A 17845-nucleotide genomic window follows, 5' to 3' on the forward strand; every position below is an offset into this window, starting at 1 on the left:
CGCGATGAAGCTCGTCCTTCTCGGCACTGGCTGCCCGCAGGTCGACCCCCGCCGCATGGGCCCGGCTCAGCTCGTGCTCGCCGCCGGGCGCAAGCTCCTGTTCGACTGCGGCTCCGGTGTCACGCAGCGTCTCGTGCAGGCGGGGGTGAAGGGGGCGGAGATCGACGCCCTCTTTCTCACCCACCTGCACAGCGACCACGTGATCGACTTCCACCAGCTCCTCGTCTCCTCCTGGCACCAGGGGCGGGATCGGCCGTGGAAGCTGTTCGGCCCGCCGGGAACCATCGCCTTCGTCGAACGTTCCGCCGCTCTTTGGAAGGAGGAGCTCGAGCGCCGCATCGCGCATGAACGTCGCGCCTCCACCGCCGGGCTCGAGGTCGAGGTGAAGGAGTTCACCGATCAGCAGACCTTGCGCGGTGGCGGCGTGACGGTGACGGCGATCAGGGTCAACCACGACCCCTGGCCGGAGGCTTACGGCTTCGTGGTCGAGGAGAACGGCCAGCGGCTCGTGCTGTCCGGCGACACCACCGTCTGGCCGCCGCTGATCGAGGCCGCCCGCGGCGCCGATTGCCTGCTGCACGAGGTGCTCATCCGCCGCGAACTCAGGCCCGAAGAGCATCGCAGCGAGGAAACCATCGCCGCCGTCGCCTCCTACCACACGGCAGCGAGCGAGGTGGGCGCGGTGGCGGCGGAGGCCGATGTCGGCGTGCTCATCCTCAGCCACTTCGTCCCCACGCGCTTCGATGCCGAGGCGCTGGTGGCGGAGGTGCGCGCTGCGTGGTCGGGCCCGCTCGTGCTGGGGGAGGACCTGATGCGCTACGACCTCGCCACCCGCACGCTGGAGGCGGGAGGCGCGATGATCGCGCTGCCGCGCTGAGCGGGCACGGGTGTGGCCACGCGACGCGCGCCCCCGCCGCGGCCAGGGCCCTGCCGGCTCTGCCCCGTCCGGCCGCTCGCCCTGTTCCGCCCGGTCAGCGAAGCGGAGCTCGACGCGATCGCCACCACCCGCGCGACCGTCCGCCTGTTGCGCGCGGGCGAGGCCGTGCTGCGGCGCGGCGAGGGGGCGGACATCGTGCTCACCCTGTTCGCCGGCTGGGCCTTCGCCTACCGCGTGCTGCCGGACGGGCGGCGGCAGATCGGCGAGATCTTCCTGCCCGGCGACCTGATCGGCACGCGCGGGGCGGCCTCCGATCCGGTCGAGGCGGTGACGGATGCGAGCGTGTGCGTGCTGTCGCGCGCGCGGCTGCGTGCCATGCTGGATGATCATCCGGCGCTGGCCGTGTCGTTCGCGCAACTCGTGGCACGGGCGAATGCACTGCTCTCCGAACGGCTCGCCTCGCTCGGCCGGCGCGATGCCGTGCAACGGCTGGGGGCGCTGATGCTCGAGCTCGCCGCCCGCCAGAATGCCGGGGTGCCGCCGAAGGACGAGGACGTGGCGATGCCGCTGCGCCAGACCCAGCTCGGGGATGCCTTGGGGCTTTCCGCCGAGCACGTGAACCGCGCCTTGGCCGCGTTGCGCCGGGATCGGCTGCTCACGTTGCGCTCGCGCACGCTGCGGCTGCACGACCCGGAGCGTCTGGCCCGCCTCTGCGGCTGGGATCCGACCTATCTTGCGGAACCGCCCGCGCTTTAGGCAGCAGGCCCGGGCAGCGTGCCGCGCGCGCAAGACGTGCCGCCGCCCAGTCGCCTGAGGCTTCGCCGCTGATGCCCGCCTCGCTCGCCCTGGTGCTGAGTGCCCTGGTTCCGGTCGTGCTTGTCATCGCGCTCGGCTGGGCGCTTCGGCACGCAGGCGTACTCGCCGAAGCCTTCTGGGCGGGGGCGGAGCGGCTCTGCTACGTCGTGCTGCTGCCCGCCTTCCTCGCCCACGGCCTCGGCACGGCCGATCTCGGCGCGGTGCCGCTCGCCCGTCTCGCCGTCTCCATCGTCGGGCCGATCCTCGCCGTCTCCGCCCTGCTCGCCGTCATCCGGCCGCGGCTCGCGATCAGCGGGGCGGCCTTCACCTCCGTCTTCCAGGGCTCGATCCGGTTCAACAACTATCTCGGCCTTGCCTTCGCCACCGCCCTGCTCGGCGCACCGGGCGTGGGGCTCGCGGCGGTGGCGAACGGGCTGATCGTGCCGACGGTGAACGTGCTCTCCGTGCTCGCCTTCGCCGCCTTCGGCACCGCGCGCCCGAGTCTGGCCGGCACGCTGAAGGCGCTCGCCACCAACCCCCTCATCCTCGGCACGGCGGCGGGTGCCGTCTGGCAGGCGACGGCGGCGCCGGTGCCGGGCGTGGTTGCGGGAGCGTTGCGCATCGTGGGTCAGGCCGCCCTGCCCTTGGGCCTCTTGTGCGTGGGTGCCGCCTTCACCCCGCGCGTGCTCGGGGCCGAGCCGCGCGGCATTCTCCTCGCCTGTGCGATGAAGTTTCTCGTCCTGCCCGCGCTGACAGCCGCCGCCTGCCTCGCGCTCGGCGTGGCCGGGGCGCCGGCGCTCATCGCCGTGCTGTTCGCCGCGCTGCCGACGGCCACCTCGGCCTACATCCTGTCCCGCCAGTTGGGCGGCGACGCCGCGCTGATGAGCGCCATCACCACCTTGCAGACGCTCGCCTCGGTCGCCACGCTGCCGCTGACGCTCGCGCTCGTGCTCGCCGTCACGGTCTGAGCATCACAGCAGGGCGAGATCGTCGCGGTGGATCAGCTCCTCGCGGCCCTCGAAGCCGAGGATGGCGGCGATCTCGCGCGAGTGCCGCCCCATGATGCGGCGCGCGTCCTCGGCGGCGTAGTTGGCGAGGCCCCGTGCGATCGGGGAACGATCCGGCCCCGCCACGATGACGCAGTCGCCGCGCGCGAAGGCGCCTTCCACCGCGCGCACGCCGGCGGGCAGCAGCGACCGCCCGGCGCGCAAGGCGCGCACCGCCCCCTCATCGACCACGATCATGCCCTGGGGGGCGAGGCTGCCCGCGATCCAGGTCTTCCACGCGCTGCGCGGGGCGGCGGTGGCGTGGAACAGGGTGCGGCGGGCGCGCCCCGCCATCACCTCGGCGAGCGCGTGCAGGCCGCGGCCGTTCGCGATCACCATCCGACAGCCTGCCCCCGTCGCGATCCGCGCTGCGGCGAGCTTGGTCACCATCCCGCCCGTGCTGATGCCCGGGACGGCGTCGCCCGCCATCGCCTCGATCTCGGGGGTGATGGCGGCGACCTCCGGGATGTGGCGCGCGGAGGCATCCTTGCGCGGATCCGCCGAATAGAGCCCGTCGATGTCGGACAGCAGCACGAGCAAATCCGCCGCGATCATCTCGGCGACGCGCGCGGCGAGACGGTCGTTGTCGCCGAAGCGGATCTCGGCGGTCGCCACCGTGTCGTTCTCGTTGATCACCGGCACGGCGCCGTAGGAAAGCAGCGTCTCGAGCGTGGCGCGGGCATTGAGGTAGCGGCGGCGTTCCTCGGAATCGTCCAGGGTGAGCAGCACCTGGGCCGCCGGCAGACGATGCGGAGCGAGCGCCTCCTCCCAGGCGCGGGCGAGCGCGATCTGCCCCGCCGCCGCCGCCGCCTGCTTCTCCTCGAGCCGCATGCGCGCCTTCGGCGGCAGGCCCGGCAGCCGCATGCGGCCGAGCGCGATTGCGCCCGATGAGACGACCACCACCTCGACCCCTGTCCGGCGAAGCGCGGCGATGTCCTCGGCGAGAGCGGCAAGCCAAGCGGCGCGCGGCGCGGCCGTCGCCTCATCGACCAGGAGGGCGGAACCGACCTTCACCACCAGGCGCTTCGCCGCAAGGGGTGTCATGCCGCCTCCCGGCGTGCTTCGGCGATGACGGCGGCGAGCGCGCGCACGATCTCGCGTACCCCCTCGCCGGTGGCGGCCGAGCAGACGAACACCGGCTTGCCCGCCGCCTTGGCCAGAGCCGCACGGCGGGCGGCGAGGGCGCGGGGCTCCACCGCATCCGCCTTGTTCAGCGCAACGAGCTCGGGCTTCTCGGCAAGCCCCGCACCGTAGGCGGCGAGTTCCTCGCGCACCGTGCGATAGGCCGTGCTGGGGCTGGCCAGCGTGCCGTCGACGAGATGAAGGAGCACGCGGCAGCGTTCGATGTGACCGAGGAAGCGATCGCCAAGACCCGCGCCCTCGTGCGCGCCTTCGATCAGGCCCGGGATGTCGGCGAGCACGAAGTCCGTGTCATCGATGCGCACCACGCCGAGGTTTGGGTGCAGCGTGGTGAACGGGTAGTCGGCGATCTTCGGCCTCGCGGCGCTGACGGCGGCGAGGAAGGTCGATTTGCCCGCATTGGGCAGGCCGACGAGGCCGGCATCGGCAATGAGTTTCAGCCTCAACCACACCCAACGCTCCTCGCCCGGCTCGCCCGGATCGGCGCGGCGCGGGGCACGGTTGGTGGAGGACTTGTAGTGCGCGTTGCCGAAGCCGCCGCGCCCGCCGCGGGCGAGCACGACACGGGCGCCGGGACGATCGAGGTCGGCGATCAGCGTCTCGCGGTCATCGGCCAGAATCTGGGTGCCGACGGGAACCTTCAGCACGAGGTCGTTGCCGTTGCGTCCCGTCATCTCCTTGCCCTTGCCGTCCTCGCCGCGTCCGGCGCGGAAGTGCTGGGCGTAGCGGTAGTCGATCAGGGTGTTGAGGTTGGACACGGCCTCGACGATGACGTCGCCGCCCTTGCCGCCGTCCCCGCCCCAGGGGCCGCCGAACTCGATGAACTTCTCGCGGCGGAAGGCGACACAGCCGTTGCCGCCGTCTCCGGCCTTCACCCAGATCTTCGCCTGGTCGAGGAACTTCATCGCGGCTGCGAAAGGAAAGGGGGCCGCGCAGGCCCCCTTCGCTCGATCACGGAGGGTGTCGCGACAGGCCCGCGCGCGTCACTCCGCGGCCTGGACGGGCGGCGGGACGGGGACGACGGAGACGTGCACGCGGTCCTCCGCCTTGCGCTCGAACACCACGCGGCCGTCGATCAGCGCGAACAGCGTGTGGTCGCGGCCCACGCCGACGTTGCGGCCGGGCTTCATCTTGGTGCCGCGCTGACGGACGAGGATGTTGCCCGCGCGAACGATCTCGCCGCCGAAACGCTTCACGCCGAGCCGGCGGCCGATCGAATCGCGCCCGTTGCGCGAGGAGCCGCCTGCCTTCTTGTGTGCCATGGTTCAGGTCCTCCGGGGGCTTCAGGCGGTGATGTCGCCGATGCGCAGGATGGTGACGTGCTGGCGGTGGCCGCGCAGACGCCGGCTGTTCTTCCGCCGCCGCTTCTTGAAGACGAGGATCTTCTCGTCCTTGCGGTTCTCGAGCACGGTGGCGGAGACCGCGGCACCCGGCACGGTCGGCGCGCCGATGGTCACACCCTGGTCGGTGCCGACCATCAGCACGTCGGTGAAGGTGACGGTCTGGCCCGGTTCGGCATCGAGGCGGTCCATCTTGACCACGGCGCCCGGGCGGACACGCAGCTGTTTGCCCGAGGCGCGGATGACGGCGTACATCGGTCTCGTCCTTCGGAAACGCATCGCGCGGTGGTGAGCCGCGCAAAACCCGTTCGCTCGCAGGGCCCAGGGCCGCGCGAGGCCCCGCTCCATGACAAAACCGCGGCCGCGGGTCAAGCACGCGCCACGCCGGGCCGGGTCGCATCAGACGGCGAGGCCGAAGAGCGCGAAAGGCAGAGCAGAGGCCCAGGCGAGCGCGAGCAGCGGGGTGAGCGAAGCCAGGGCCGCGACCAGCAACGCAAGGGCGGCCGCCACCCCGGCGATGCGCAGCGCGGCGACCACGATGCCTTGGACGAACGCCCCGAGGTCGAACGCCTCTGCCATCGCTCCCTCCGCCGCCGTACTCCGGCTCAACCCGCTCGGGCGGTGCCCCTTCAGCTCCGCCCCTCGAAGAAACTCGCGACCTTGGCGAAGAATCCCTCGGACTCGGGGCTCGAGGCCTTCTCGGCCTTCTCCGCCTCGCGCTCGAACTCGCGCAGGAGCTCCTGCTGGCGCTTGGTGAGGTTGACGGGGGTCTCCACCGCCACCTGGATGAACATGTCGCCGCGCGCCGCCGTGCGCACCATGCTCATGCCCTTGCCGCGCAACCGGAACTGATCGCCCGTTTGCGTGCCGGCGGGGATGGTCACCTTGGCCCGCCCGCCATCGATGGTCGGCACCTCGATCGTGCCGCCCAAGGCCGCCGTGGTCATGCGCAGCGGCACCCGGCAGTAGATGTTCGCGCCTTCACGCTGAAAAAGAGGGTGCGGCTTGATGGAGACGTCGACATAGAGGTCGCCCGCCGGCCCGCCGCGGAAGCCGGCCTCGCCCGCCCCCGCGACGCGCAGTCGCGTGCCGTCCTCCACCCCGGCCGGGATGTCGATGGAAAGCGTGCGGTCGCGCTGCACCCGGCCCGCACCGTGGCAGACGCGGCAGGGGTCGCGTACCGTCTTGCCGGCACCACCGCAGGTCGGGCAGGTGCGTTCGATCAGGAAGAACCCCTGCTGGGCGCGGATCTTGCCCGCCCCCCCGCAGGTGGGGCAGACGACGGGCGCCTGCCCGCCTTCCGAGCCCGTGCCCTTGCAGGCCTCGCACACCACGGAGGTGGGTACGCGCAGCGAGGCCTTCTTGCCGCTGAACGCCTCCTCGAGCGTGATCTCGACCTGGGCGCGCAGATCCGCCCCGCGCCCGGCCGCCGCCCCGCCGCGCCGCGTCCCGCCCATGAACTCGCTGAACATCTCGTCGAAGATGTCGGCGAACGAGCCGGCACCGGTGAAACCGCCCGCGAAGCCGCCGCGCGGACCCGCCCCGGCGGTGGGGTCGAAGGCGGCGTGGCCGTAGCGGTCGTAGGCCGCCCGCTTCTCGGGGTCCTTCAGCACGTCGTAGGCCTCGTTCACTTCCTTGAACTTGGCCTCGGCCGACTTGTCACCCGGGTTGCGATCCGGGTGGTACTGCATCGCGAGCTTGCGGTAGGCTTTCTTGATCTCCTCCGCGCTCGCGTCCCGCGCCACTCCCAGCACGGCGTAGTAGTCGCGTTTCGCCATGGTCAGGCCGCGATCCTAGTCGCGCACGCGCGAGAGCGGGGCTGGCGACGCGCCGTCGCCGCCCCGCAACCCGCACCGCGTCCGCGCGTCACGCCGACTTCTTCTTCTTTTCGTCCACGTCCTCGAAGTCGGCGTCGACCACCTTCTCGCCCGACGCCGAGGCACCGCCCGCCCCACCCGTACCGGCGTCGCCACCGGGCGCGCTCTGCGCCTGGCGGTACATCAGTTCGCCGAGCTTCATCGAGGCCTGGGCGAGCGCGTCGGTGCGCGACTTGATCAAGCCGAGATCGTCGCCGTCCTTCACCGCGCGCAGATCGGCGATCGCCCGCTCGACCGCCTCCTTCTCGGGAGCGGCGCCGAGCTTCTCGGCGTTCTCCTTCAGCGTCTTCTCGGTCTGGTAGATCAGCGCATCGGCCTGGTTGCGCGCCTCCACCAGTTCGCGCTTGCGGCGGTCGGCCTCGGCGTTCGCTTCCGCCTCCTTGATCATGCGCTGGATCTCGGCCTCGGTGAGCCCGCCCGAGGGCTGGATGCGGATCTGCTGCTCCTTGCCCGTGGCCTTGTCCTTCGCCGAGACGGAGACGATGCCGTTGGCGTCGATGTCGAAGGTGACCTCGATCTGCGGCACGCCGCGCGGGGCGGGCGGGATGCCCACTAGGTCGAACTGGCCGAGCAGCTTGTTGTCGGCCGCCATCTCGCGCTCGCCCTGGTAGACCTTGATCGTCACCGCCGTCTGGTTGTCGTCGGCGGTGGAGAAGATCTGGCTCTTGCGCGTCGGGATGGTGGTGTTGCGCTCGATCAGGCGGGTGAACACGCCACCCAGCGTCTCGATGCCCAAGGAGAGGGGTGTCACGTCGAGCAGCAGGACGTCCTTCACCTCGCCCTTCAGCACCGCACCCTGGATGGCGGCACCGACCGCGACCACTTCGTCGGGGTTGACGTTGCGCGCGGGGTCCTTGCCGAAGAAGCGCTTCACGGTCTCGATGATCTTCGGCATCCGCGTCATGCCGCCGACGAGGATCACCTCATCGACCTCGCCCGCCGTGATGCCGGCATCCTTCAGCGCCTGACGGCAGGGCTCGAGCGTCTTCTCGATCAGGTCGTCGACGAGGGCCTCGAGCTTCGCCCGCGTCAGCTTCATCACGAGGTGCTTGGGCCCCGTGGCGTCCGCAGTGATGAAGGGGAGGTTGATCTCCGTCTCCATCGCCGAGGAGAGCTCGATCTTCGCCTTCTCGGCGGCCTCCTTCAGCCGCTGCAGCGCAAGCTTGTCGTTGCGCAGGTCGATGCCCTGGTCGCGTTTGAACTCGTCGGCCAGCCAGTCGATGATCCGCTTGTCGAAGTCCTCGCCGCCGAGGAAGGTGTCGCCGTTGGTGGCCTTCACCTCGAACACGCCGTCCCCGATCTCGAGGATGGAGATGTCGAAGGTGCCGCCGCCGAGGTCGTAGACGGCGATGGTGCCGGACTTCTTCTTGTCGAGGCCATAGGCGAGCGCGGCGGCGGTGGGTTCGTTGATGATGCGCAGCACCTCGAGGCCCGCGATGCGGCCCGCGTCCTTCGTCGCCTGGCGCTGGGCGTCGTTGAAGTAAGCCGGCACGGTGATCACGGCCTGGGTCACCTTCGTCCCCAGGTAGGCCTCGGCCGTCTCCTTCATCTTCATCAGCACGAAGGCCGAGATCTGCGAGGGCGAGTAGCGCTCGCCGCGCGCCTCCACCCAGGCGTCGCCGTTGTCGGCGCGGATGATCTTGTAGGGCACCATCCCGATGTCCTTCTGGACCACCGGGTCGTCGTAGCGGCGGCCGATCAGGCGCTTGACCGCGAAGAAGGTGTTGGTCGGGTTGGTCACCGCCTGGCGCTTCGCCGCCTGGCCGACGAGGCGTTCGCCGCTGTCGGTGAAGGCGACCATGGAGGGAGTGGTGCGCATGCCTTCCGCGTTCTCGATGACGCGGACGTCCTTGCCCTCCATCACCGCCACGCAGGAGTTGGTGGTGCCGAGGTCGATGCCGATGACTTTGCTCATTGCGGAGCTGCTCCCTTGCGGCGGCTCCGGCCGGCCCCTGCCGGGCACCGGAGCGGAGCCCCAAACCATGGGCCGCGCCCCATGCGCGGCCCGACCATTCCGCCATGTATTCAGCCCGTGCCGAAGGCACAAGGGCGCGGGCGGGGAGGGTCAGCCCCGCTTCGCCGCTTGGGCGATATCCCCGACGCCGACCTGAGCCGGGCGACCGCCCTTCACGACGCCGCGACCCGCGCGCAGACCGGCGTAGGAAAACCGGCCGTTAACCTGAGCCCGCGATCCTCGCCCCGCCTTTCAGGAGACGGAGCGAGGATCCATGACACTCCTGTGCCATGCCGCCGACGCTTTGACCGCCGGTGCCCTGCCCCTGACCTTTACCGGGCCCGTTCCGGCCGATCCGCAGTTCGCCAACCAGTGGCACCTCAACCACGCCACGGCGGGGATCAACCTGCGCAGCCTGTGGACCGAGTTCACCGGCCGCGGCGTGCGCGTGGCGGTGATCGACGACGGGTTCGACTACCGCCACCCCGACCTCGCCCTGCGCTACGACACCACGCTCGATCGCGACTGGCGCGATAACGATTTCGACTCGCTGAACTCGGCCGGGGAACGGCACGGGACGGCGGTCGCCGGAGTAATCGCCGCCGCCCTCGACGGCCAGGGCGCGGTCGGGGTCGCGCACGGCGCGACGCTGGCCGGGCTTCGCATCGGCTACGGCACCGCCGGCAACGCCGCCCAGTACGCCAATGCGCTGGCCGACGGGGCGCGGTTCGACGTCGTCAACTGCTCCTGGGGCTATGGCGGCTTTTTCGCCGACAACTTCGCCTCCCCCACCTTCGCCGCCGCCGCCAACGCCCTCGCCCAAGGTGCGGCGACGGGGCGGGACGGCCTCGGCACCGTCTACGTCTTCGCCGCCGGCAACGCCCGGGGCTCGGGCGACAACGTCAACCACCACAATTTCCAGAACGCCATCCACACCATCGCCGTGGCGGCGACCGACGCTTCCGGCCGCCACACCTCCTTCTCCACCCCCGGCGCCGCCCTGCTCGTCGCCGCCCCGGGCCAGGGCATCACCACCACCGACCTGCCGGGCTCAGCCGGCTACGGGTCCGGCGACTGGGCGGCCGTGAGCGGCACCTCCTTCGCCGCCCCGATCGTCTCCGGCGTGGTGGCGCTGATGCTGGAGGCCAACAAGGACCTGGGCTGGCGCGACGTGCAGGAGATCCTCGCCCACTCGGCCCGGCCGACCGACACCGCCAACGCGTCCTGGTTCACCAACCGGGCGGACGGCTGGAACGGCGGGGGCCTCAGGTTCTCCAACGACTACGGGTTCGGCCTCGTCGATGCCCATGCCGCCGTGCGCTTGGCCGAGACCTGGTTCGCGGGCGGTGGTGCGGCGGCGACCTCGGCCAACAAGCAGGCGCGGCAGGCGGAGGCGGTGGTGGGTGTCGCCATCCCGGACAACACGCCGGCCGGCGTCACCGCCACACTGGCCCTCGATGGCGGGCTGAAGATCGACCAGGTCGAGGTGTTCGTCGACATCCGCCACACCGCGCTCTCCGACCTGTTCATCAGCCTGACCTCGCCGGCGGGGACGGAGAGCGTGCTGATCAACCGCCCTGGTGCCGGCGCGTTCGGCACGGAACTCCGCTTCAGCCTGACCTCGAACGCGTTCTGGGGTGAGAACGCGGGCGGGGTGTGGACGCTGAAGGTGGCCGACCTGCGGGCCGGCACCGTCGGCACCTTCGTCTCCTGGCGGCTCACCGTGCACGGCGATGCCGATACGGGCGACGACCGCTACGTGTTCACCGATGCCTTCGGCTGGCTCGCCGGCACCGACCCCGCCCGCACCGTGCTGGCCGACCGCGACGGCGGGACCGACACATTGAACGCCGCCGCCGTCACCTCGGCCGTCAGCATCGATCTCGATCGCGGCGGCACCATTGCCGGTCGCGCCTTCACCATCGCCACCCCGGGCGCGTTCGAGAACGCGATCGGCGGCGACGGTGACGATACCCTGATCGGCAACGCCCTCGCCAACGTTCTCTGGGGCGGCCGCGGCGACGACGTGCTGGACGGCGGGGCGGGCGACGACACGCTGAAAGGCGGGCCCGGCAACGACACGCTGATCGGCGGCGCAGGCCTGGACACCGCGCTTTACGACGGGCTGTGGGCGTCCTTCACGTTTTCCTGGGAGGCCGACTGGCTGCTGCTGTTCGACGGCACCGGACGCGAGGGCAATGACCGCCTGCACGGCATCGAGCGGCTCATCTTCGCCGACACCACCGTGTGGGTGACCGACCTTCTGCCGCCTCCGCCCGCCCCCCCGGCTCCGCCGCCGGAGCCGAACGCGCAGGCCCGGGTCTTCGTCAGCCAGTCCACCGCCGTCGCGCCGGGCGAGACGAGCTGGGTCGAGCTCAGCGACGGCTCCGGCACCTATGCCGGAGCCGCGTTCGGAATCCGCGGCATCCCGGCCAGCACGGCCGCCGAGGTGCAGTGGACGGAGGGTGGCATCTCGTTCGTCACCCTCTCGGCCTGGGACTCGCTGCGCGCCGTGCGCGTGGTGGACGAGGACGGCGGTGAGGTGCGGCTCGCCAACCTGCGCACGGTCGAGGTCACGCTCGGCGGTGCGCGCGACAGCACCGTCGAGGTGCAGGACGCGAAGCGCGGCCGCATCACCACCGGCGACGGTAACGACGTCGTCACCGTGCATGCCTTCTTCAGCGACGCCAACCGCAACGCCTCGACCAACCGCTTCGTCATCGAGACCGGTGCCGGCGACGACGTGATCGAGGTCGTCGGCTGGAATGGGGTGACCAACGCGGTGATCGACGCCGGTGCCGGCAACGACCGCGTGCGCGGCACGACGGCCGCGGACACCATCCGCGGCGGCACCGGCAACGACGTGCTGTGGGGCGGTGGGGGTCGCGACGTGTTCGTCTTCCGCGAGGGCGACGGGCAGGACGTGATCATGGACTTCAACGCGGTGGCCGACGACCGGATCCGGTTCGAAGGGGTGGCTCGCGCCACCGTCTCCTGGTCGGCGGTCGAGGATGGCGTGCTGGTGCGCTACGGCACCGCGGGCGACACCATCCTGCTCGCCGGCGTGCCGGTGGCGACGGTGGACTGGACGGATTTCGCCTTCGCATGACAGGCGGGGCAGGCGCCGCCCGCGCCGTGCGCCCCGAAGCGAAGGGGCCGGGGGAGTGCCCCCGGCCCCGCCTGCAGTCGCGATGCTGAAACCTGGCTGACCCCAGCGCCGGGATTCGGACGAAGACGTCGTCCGTGCCCTGAACAAGACCGCTGACGCCGACCAGGACGATCGCACCGTCCTCGATGTCGTCGGCCCTGCTCGGCGTCCCGTTCGTCTGGAAGGCGCGGATCAGCGCGCTGGAGACCGGGGCGGCGCTCCCATCCTTGAAGTCGATGGTCTCGACCTCGTCGCGCCAGTTGCCGGCGTGCCGGTGCAGGCGCAGCAGGTCGCCGCCGACGCTGGCGCCGCCCCTCTTGAACCCGGTGATCACGTCAACACCATGTCCGCCGTGGTAGACGATGGTGTCGCGGTCGTTGTCCGCAGCAAGCGCGATCCGGTCGCCGTCCGTGACCGTGTAGTACGACAGGCTCGGCTCCTCGGTGTTGAGAACGAAATTGAGCACCCCGGTATCCGGCCCGGGCATGATGGTGTCGCGGCCGCCGCGGTCCAGGATGAGGTCGTTGCCGCCCGTGGGGCGAACGTCGATCGAGCGCACGAACAGGCCGGAGGTCGCCCAAGACGGCACGTCGTCGCCGATCTTGAGCGCGTCGTCCGCCGACACCTCGACGCGGTCGAAGTTGAAGAGAGCGTTCCCCGTGCGGTTGGTCAGCACGAGCTCGCTCTCGCCGCGGTTGAAGGTGAGCGTGCGGTTGATGTTCTGCGTGGCGTAGACGTCGTTGCCATTCCGCAGGCCCCCGCCCCAGCCGCTGGGCAGGCCGGCCTTCCAATCGCTGCCGTCCCAGTGCCACGTCTCTCCGGTCGCGGCGACCTTCACCCGCAGGACTTCGCTGTCACCGTTGAACAGTGTCACCACGGCCGTCTCGGCGAATTTCTTGGTCGCATCGCCGCCCGGCGTGTGCACGTGGAAGTGCTGCAGTCCGATGGTGATGCCGAACATCGGCTCGGCAAGCTTGAAGCCGAGCGCCTCGCCCTTGGTGATGGCCTGGTTGTTGGCGGTGCCGTTGCCGGTCTGGGGGTCGGCGAGGTTGCGCACGCCAAGACCCGTCAGCGCCTCGTAGCGGTGCACGCCGTTGCCGTTGATACCGTTCGGCTGGCCGAAGACCTGCCACTGTTCGCTGACCAGGAACAGGCCGGTATTGCCCTGCACGGCGGACCCGTCCCAGGTCAGTGTGGCGCCGTTGCCCTGGGCGTTGCGCCAGGTCGAGCTCTGTCGGAATTTCGGTGATGATCCCGCTGCGGAAACACTCCGCCACGTCGCGGCTGTCGCCGGCCTTCAGGTTCAGGTTCCAGTCGCCGAACAGCAGGTTGCGGAAATCGTTGCCGACCACCTGTCGTTGCCGGTACGGCCGCGCGCGTTGAAGGCACCTGCTGGCGGAAGGTTCGCCGAGAGATCGTCGTCTCCGGCCGTGCCGTCGAGATCGAATGTCGTCATCGCATTTGATCCCCTGTGAGCGAGACGGGCGCCGCCGGCCCGGTGCCGATGACCGCCCGTTGTCGTCCGCATCCAAAATGTCGCGACAAGGGTTGGCTAGCCAGTTTACGCTTGGTTAACGTGTGCTTAAACAATCAGCAGTTGCAGCGAAATGAAACGTTCGCTTGGCCCGCGAAGTTGGCGGCCGCTCAAAATGCATGCAGAGGACCGCAGCAGCGTTAAGCGTCGACGGGCGACGTGTCGCGAACGCGGGCGCGGCTCGCCCGCACCACTTCGGCCGCGGCCCGCACCGCGGCCAACCAGGGCGACAACGCCCGGCGTACCAGCACGCCCTGCACCTCCATCTCGCCCGGCGGCGGCAGGATGGTCGGCGGCACCACGACCAAGTCCTCCGCCAGCACGGTGACGGGCAGCGGGGTGGCGCCGTAGCCGGCCCGCACGGCGGCGAGCAGGGCGACCCACCCTTCGCAGGTCGCCGCCACGCGCCAGGACCCCGCCCAGCGGCGCAAGGCGGAACAGGCGACGGTGGCGCTGACCGATCGCCCCCCGCGCAGCACGACCGGCACCGGCCGGGTGGCGACCACCTGGAGGTCGCGCGCCACCCACACCATCGGCTCGCGCCACCGGGTTTCGGTGCCGATCGGGGCGGGGTCGCCGACGCCGCGCACCACCACCGCCGCATCCAGCCCTCCGCTCTCGATCATCCGGTCCAGCACGGCGGTGTGCGCACTGACCACCTTGAGCCGACCGCCCCACGGTCGCGCACCGCGCCCAGCGCCTCCGCCAGCACCGCCGTCGCCAAACCTTCGTTCAGCCCGAGCCTGACCGACCCTCCCTGCTGGCCGCCGCCGAACAGCGCCGCCGTCTCGTCCAGGATGGCGGCGATGGCCCGGGCTCTCTCCGGGAGGGCGAGGCCATCGGGCGTGAACCCGAGCCGGCGCGAGGTGCGGCGGATCAGGCTCCGCCCGCACTCCTCCTCCAGGCGCCGGATCGCCTGGCTGACGGCGGGCGAGGAGATGCCGAGGCGATCGGCGGCGGCGCGCAACGAAGCCGCCTCCCCCACCGCGAGCAGGACGCGCAAACGTTCCCATGAGGGCAATCAAATGTCTTCGAACAAGCCAGGCTCGAAGATAAACGGTGCCAGAGCCCGCTGCCGACCAGCAAGCGACGTTGTCCGCGCAAAGTGAGAGGCGGCGCGAGCGCGCTGCCTGCTCCGCCACGGCGTCAGGGTCTGTCGGGCCGGCCCCTGTCCCTTGCTGCCGAGGATCGCTCCGCCAGCCCGCGCCCGGATCGTCGAACCCGCAGGGCCAGACCGGCGCTAGGGCAGGTGGTCGATCTCCGGGCGGAGTGCCGCTTCGAGCCGTCGCATGGCGTCGATCATGCGCGCGTGGATCTCCGGCCACTCTGCCTCCGGCGATCGGTAACCGCCCGGGATGGCGAACCACACGCGGCACTGTAGCGCCCCCGCCCGGCCGCCCCAGAGCAGAGGGCTACCGAAGCGGCGTTCGATCTCCTCACGCCGACCTTGAAGCCAAGCCAGCCGTTCGCGCGCCTTCTCGCCATGCAACAGCAGTGCGACGCGGGATTCGCTGCGCGACGTGACGAAATTGAGGGCAAGGCCACTCTTTGCGAAGGATCGATACCAGTGTGCGAGCCTGGGGTACGGCGTGCAGCCCTCGTGACCCGTGTCGCCGAGCTCGGGCGCTCGCTTCACCAGCGCGGTGAGGAAGGGCTCCGCGAGCTTCTCGCGTTCGCCGCGCTCCCATTGGCGCTCCGCCGCCGAACGCTCCTCGAGCCGGACGAGGAAATCCTCCGTCTCCGGCAGCGGGATGATCGGCTGCACATCCAGCAGCAACTGACCGCCGGGCGCGCGATAGGGGCGCAGACGGATGCAGCGGATGTCGACGTCGCGCTCGCGCAGCCAAAGCACGGTCGTGGTCAGTTCGCGACCGAAATCGGCTGCGACCAAAAGGACGCGCGTGTCCGACGGAAAGGAGCTCTCCTCCGGCCTGTCCCAGCCGAGGAACTCCAGGGTCTCCCGGCGGGCGCGATCGAGATCGGGCTGCGCCGGGTTGAGGAGGCGCGCCCGCGTCGCCACCGCCATCTCGAAGCTCATCGCCGACACCATCGCCGCGTAGCGCAGCGCCTGCAGCTCGGCGTGGCTGCCGTCCTCCTCCCGCTTCAGCTCGATCACGACCAGGCGCGCGTCGCGATCAAGGCAGAGAAGGTCGATCCGTCGCCCCCTGCCCTCCCCCTCGCCGAACCTTCGGCGAGCAGAAGGAAGCCCTGCCCAGCACCTCGATCTGGCACACAAGAAGCCGACGCAATTCGGCTTCGCGAACGCCCTCCGCCTCGAAGCTCGTTGGTGGCACCGCAGCGAGGCCGCTCGAGGTCTTCTCGAACAGCGGCCTCGCCGGCGGGGGCTCACACGGTGGCGTCCAGCGACCCGCCGGGTGGTGGGGCGGGCTCCGGCGCGGCAGCGGCCGGGCCCCCGGTGCTCACCACCACCATGGCGGGCTTCAGCAGCCGCCCGTTCAGCGTCCAGGCCGGCGTCCAGGCCTGCGCCACATGCCCCGCCGGCACGGTGGGCGAAGGCGCCTCCGCCATTGCCTGGTGGAGTTCGGGGTCGAACTTCACCCCCGCCGCCTCGTGGCGCTGCACGCCGTGCCGCTCCAGCCTGGCGAGGAACATCCGCGCCGTCGCCGCCACCCCTTCGCGCAGCTTGGCCAGGATCTCGGCCTCGCCCTCGACGGGCGGTGGCAGGGCAGCGAGCGCGCGATCGAGCGTCTCCGCCACCTCGACGATGTCGCGGGCGAATTTCTGGACGGCGAAGTTGCGCGCGTCCTCCACGTCGCGCTTTGCGCGCACCCGCACGTTCTGCGTCTCGGCCTCGGCGCGCAGCCAGCGGTCCTTCATCTCGGCGAGCTCCGCCTCGAGCGCACGGATGCGCTCGGCGGCCTCGGCCATCAGCGCCTCGGCCCCCGGCGCGGGGTCGGCCGCCGCCGCGGCTTCGGCGGCAGCGGCTTCGGGTGCGGCGTCGGCGACAGGCTTCGGGGTCTCGGTCTGCATGACACTCATCCCTAGAGAGGGTGGGACGCGAGGGGAAGGGCGATCAGCCGAGCAGGCGGCCGATCACCTTCGCCGTATAGTCGACGGCCGGGATGATGCGGCCGTAATTGATCCGTGTCGGCCCGATCACCCCGATCGCCCCCACCACGCGCTCACGCGCGTTGCGGTAGGGGGCGACGATCATGGTCACGCCGGCGGTCTCGAACAGCCGGTTCTCCGAGCCGATGAAGATCTGCACGCCCTCCGAGGCCTGAGCGAGTTCGAGGAGCTTGAGCAGAGTCTCCTTCGCCTCCAGCCGCTCGAACAGGGTGCGGATGGCCTCGAGCTGGGCGAGCGCGGTGACGTCGGCGAGCAGCCGGGCCTGGCCGCGCACGATGAGGGCACCCCCCGACGGTCCGCCCGACCAGGTGGCGAGGCCGGCTTCCACCACCTTGGAGGCGAGCGCATCGAGTTCGGTCCGCGCCTGCCTGATCTCCTCCTCGATCGCGCGGCGGGCCTCTTCCAAGGTGCGGCCGGCCAGGCGCGCGTTGACGTAGTTGGTGGCCTGGGTGAGGGCGGAAGGCGGGATCCCCGGCGGGGTTTCGATGATCCGGTTCTCGACCGACCCGTCCTCGCCGACCAGCACGACGAGCACGCGACCGGGGCCGAGGGCGACGAACTCGACATGGCGCAGCGGCGCATCCGCCTTCGGCGCCAGCACGAGGCCAGCGGCCTGGGAGAGGCCCGCAAGCAAGGCCGAAGCCTCCTCCAGAACCTCCTCGATGGAGCGGCCGCGCGCCGCGCAGCGCGCGGCGATCGCCTCCTCCTCCTCGGGGGTGAGCGCGCCACGCTCAAGGAGCCCGTCGACGAACAGGCGAAGCCCGCGATCGGTCGGCAGGCGACCAGCCGAGGTGTGCGGCGCGTAGATCAGCCCCGCCTCCTCGAGATCGGCCATCACGTTGCGGATGGTGGCCGGTGATAGCGACAGCGGCAGGCGGCGCGACAGCGTGCGGCTGCCCACCGGCTCGCCGGTCTCGACATAGGCTTCGACGATCTCGCGCAGGATCAGCGCCGAGCGCGCAGGCAGCCCGGCGCGCTGCACCTCCTCGCGGCGGCTCGCGCGTTCGGCGGCGCGGGCGGGCAGAGGGCCGTCGTTGCTCATGG

The 17845-nt window shown here is 71.0% G+C and carries 17 protein-coding genes; 4 read left to right on the top strand and 13 right to left on the bottom strand.

The window, feature by feature from the left end; all coding sequences use genetic code 11:
- The first annotated feature begins 4 nt into the window (after positions 1 to 4).
- From DWB05_RS11635 to DWB05_RS11645, 3 genes are all read left to right on the top strand, one after another.
- A complete protein-coding gene (locus DWB05_RS11635) occupies positions 5 to 877 on the top strand; it encodes an MBL fold metallo-hydrolase (RefSeq protein WP_114377358.1) in 873 nt (290 codons plus the stop codon).
- 12 nt (positions 878 to 889) lie between these two features.
- Entirely contained in the window at positions 890 to 1633 is a 744-nt protein-coding gene (locus DWB05_RS11640) for a Crp/Fnr family transcriptional regulator (RefSeq protein ID WP_114377359.1), read from the top strand.
- A 71-nt stretch (positions 1634 to 1704) separates the two neighbouring features.
- The gene (locus tag DWB05_RS11645) at positions 1705 to 2640 is read left to right on the top strand and encodes an AEC family transporter (protein WP_114377360.1); all 936 of its coding nucleotides are present in this window, start codon (positions 1705 to 1707) and stop codon (positions 2638 to 2640) included.
- 3 nt (positions 2641 to 2643) lie between these two features.
- On the opposite strand, the gene proB is transcribed toward DWB05_RS11645, so the two are convergent.
- The 7 genes from proB to dnaK all read right to left on the bottom strand — a co-directional run bounded on the left by proB (position 2644) and on the right by dnaK (position 8990).
- Positions 2644 to 3762: a glutamate 5-kinase gene (gene proB / locus DWB05_RS11650; protein WP_114377361.1), complete on the bottom strand. Its 1119-nt coding sequence runs from the start codon at positions 3760 to 3762 to the stop codon at positions 2644 to 2646.
- Complete coding sequence (gene obgE, locus DWB05_RS11655) at positions 3759 to 4763, bottom strand: GTPase ObgE (protein ID WP_114377362.1); 1005 nt, start codon at positions 4761 to 4763, stop codon at positions 3759 to 3761. Before obgE ends, proB begins: the two co-directional genes overlap by 4 nt.
- Before the next feature lie 78 nt (positions 4764 to 4841).
- On the bottom strand, positions 4842 to 5120 hold the full coding sequence (gene rpmA, locus DWB05_RS11660) for a 50S ribosomal protein L27 (RefSeq protein WP_114377363.1): 279 nt from the start codon (positions 5118 to 5120) through the stop codon (positions 4842 to 4844).
- A 21-nt stretch (positions 5121 to 5141) separates the two neighbouring features.
- Complete coding sequence (gene rplU, locus DWB05_RS11665; protein ID WP_114377364.1) at positions 5142 to 5453, bottom strand: 50S ribosomal protein L21; 312 nt, start codon at positions 5451 to 5453, stop codon at positions 5142 to 5144.
- A gap of 144 nt (positions 5454 to 5597) precedes the next feature.
- On the bottom strand, positions 5598 to 5777 hold the full coding sequence (locus tag DWB05_RS11670) for a hypothetical protein (RefSeq protein WP_114377365.1): 180 nt from the start codon (positions 5775 to 5777) through the stop codon (positions 5598 to 5600).
- A 50-nt stretch (positions 5778 to 5827) separates the two neighbouring features.
- Positions 5828 to 6976, bottom strand: a complete 1149-nt coding sequence (gene dnaJ / locus DWB05_RS11675; RefSeq protein WP_114377366.1) for a molecular chaperone DnaJ — start codon at positions 6974 to 6976, stop codon at positions 5828 to 5830.
- An 88-nt stretch (positions 6977 to 7064) separates the two neighbouring features.
- Positions 7065 to 8990 carry a molecular chaperone DnaK gene (dnaK, locus tag DWB05_RS11680; protein WP_114377367.1) on the bottom strand — a complete coding sequence of 642 codons (1926 nt, stop codon included), beginning with the start codon at positions 8988 to 8990 and terminating at the stop codon, positions 7065 to 7067.
- Between the two features lie 313 nt (positions 8991 to 9303).
- On the opposite strand from dnaK, the gene DWB05_RS11685 reads away from it, so the two are divergent.
- Complete coding sequence (locus tag DWB05_RS11685) at positions 9304 to 12138, top strand: S8 family serine peptidase (protein WP_114377368.1); 2835 nt, start codon at positions 9304 to 9306, stop codon at positions 12136 to 12138.
- Between the two features lie 1342 nt (positions 12139 to 13480).
- On the opposite strand, the gene DWB05_RS14705 is transcribed toward DWB05_RS11685, so the two are convergent.
- From DWB05_RS14705 to hrcA, 6 genes are all read right to left on the bottom strand, one after another.
- Positions 13481 to 13633 carry a hypothetical protein gene (locus tag DWB05_RS14705; protein ID WP_157967175.1) on the bottom strand — a complete coding sequence of 51 codons (153 nt, stop codon included), beginning with the start codon at positions 13631 to 13633 and terminating at the stop codon, positions 13481 to 13483.
- A 218-nt stretch (positions 13634 to 13851) separates the two neighbouring features.
- Positions 13852 to 14337 (bottom strand): type 2 periplasmic-binding domain-containing protein, encoded by a 486-nt coding sequence (locus tag DWB05_RS11695; RefSeq protein WP_157967176.1) that lies wholly within the window; start codon positions 14335 to 14337, stop codon positions 13852 to 13854.
- Entirely contained in the window at positions 14334 to 14714 is a 381-nt protein-coding gene (locus tag DWB05_RS11700) for a LysR family transcriptional regulator (protein WP_157967177.1), read from the bottom strand. Before DWB05_RS11700 ends, DWB05_RS11695 begins: the two co-directional genes overlap by 4 nt.
- A gap of 237 nt (positions 14715 to 14951) precedes the next feature.
- Entirely contained in the window at positions 14952 to 15827 is an 876-nt protein-coding gene (locus DWB05_RS11705; RefSeq protein WP_114377372.1) for a DUF4268 domain-containing protein, read from the bottom strand.
- Positions 15828 to 16057: 230 nt separating this feature from the next.
- Complete coding sequence (locus DWB05_RS11710) at positions 16058 to 16702, bottom strand: nucleotide exchange factor GrpE (RefSeq protein WP_114377373.1); 645 nt, start codon at positions 16700 to 16702, stop codon at positions 16058 to 16060.
- 43 nt (positions 16703 to 16745) lie between these two features.
- Positions 16746 to 17843, bottom strand: coding sequence for a heat-inducible transcriptional repressor HrcA (gene hrcA / locus DWB05_RS11715; protein WP_114377374.1), 1098 nt, complete (start codon positions 17841 to 17843; stop codon positions 16746 to 16748).
- Positions 17844 to 17845: the final 2 nt, after the last annotated feature.

Source organism: Elioraea thermophila (ex Habib et al. 2022), assembly GCF_003336755.1.
GTDB lineage: Bacteria > Pseudomonadota > Alphaproteobacteria > Acetobacterales > Acetobacteraceae > Elioraea > Elioraea thermophila.

Excerpts from the sequence above, each read along its gene's own strand:
- DWB05_RS11635 (WP_114377358.1), top strand. The coding sequence starts at position 5 with ATGAAGCTCGTCCTTCTCGGCACTGGCTGCCCGCAGGTCGACCCCCGC.
- DWB05_RS11645 (WP_114377360.1), top strand. The coding sequence starts at position 1,705 with ATGCCCGCCTCGCTCGCCCTGGTGCTGAGTGCCCTGGTTCCGGTCGTG.
- proB (WP_114377361.1), bottom strand. The coding sequence starts at position 3,762 with ATGACACCCCTTGCGGCGAAGCGCCTGGTGGTGAAGGTCGGTTCCGCC.
- obgE (WP_114377362.1), bottom strand. The coding sequence starts at position 4,763 with ATGAAGTTCCTCGACCAGGCGAAGATCTGGGTGAAGGCCGGAGACGGC.
- rpmA (WP_114377363.1), bottom strand. The coding sequence starts at position 5,120 with ATGGCACACAAGAAGGCAGGCGGCTCCTCGCGCAACGGGCGCGATTCG.
- rplU (WP_114377364.1), bottom strand. The coding sequence starts at position 5,453 with ATGTACGCCGTCATCCGCGCCTCGGGCAAACAGCTGCGTGTCCGCCCG.
- DWB05_RS11670 (WP_114377365.1), bottom strand. The coding sequence starts at position 5,777 with ATGGCAGAGGCGTTCGACCTCGGGGCGTTCGTCCAAGGCATCGTGGTC.
- dnaJ (WP_114377366.1), bottom strand. The coding sequence starts at position 6,976 with ATGGCGAAACGCGACTACTACGCCGTGCTGGGAGTGGCGCGGGACGCG.
- dnaK (WP_114377367.1), bottom strand. The coding sequence starts at position 8,990 with ATGAGCAAAGTCATCGGCATCGACCTCGGCACCACCAACTCCTGCGTG.
- DWB05_RS11685 (WP_114377368.1), top strand. The coding sequence starts at position 9,304 with ATGACACTCCTGTGCCATGCCGCCGACGCTTTGACCGCCGGTGCCCTG.
- DWB05_RS14705 (WP_157967175.1), bottom strand. The coding sequence starts at position 13,633 with ATGACGACATTCGATCTCGACGGCACGGCCGGAGACGACGATCTCTCG.
- DWB05_RS11695 (WP_157967176.1), bottom strand. The coding sequence starts at position 14,337 with ATGATCGAGAGCGGAGGGCTGGATGCGGCGGTGGTGGTGCGCGGCGTC.
- DWB05_RS11710 (WP_114377373.1), bottom strand. The coding sequence starts at position 16,702 with ATGCAGACCGAGACCCCGAAGCCTGTCGCCGACGCCGCACCCGAAGCC.
- hrcA (WP_114377374.1), bottom strand. The coding sequence starts at position 17,843 with ATGAGCAACGACGGCCCTCTGCCCGCCCGCGCCGCCGAACGCGCGAGC.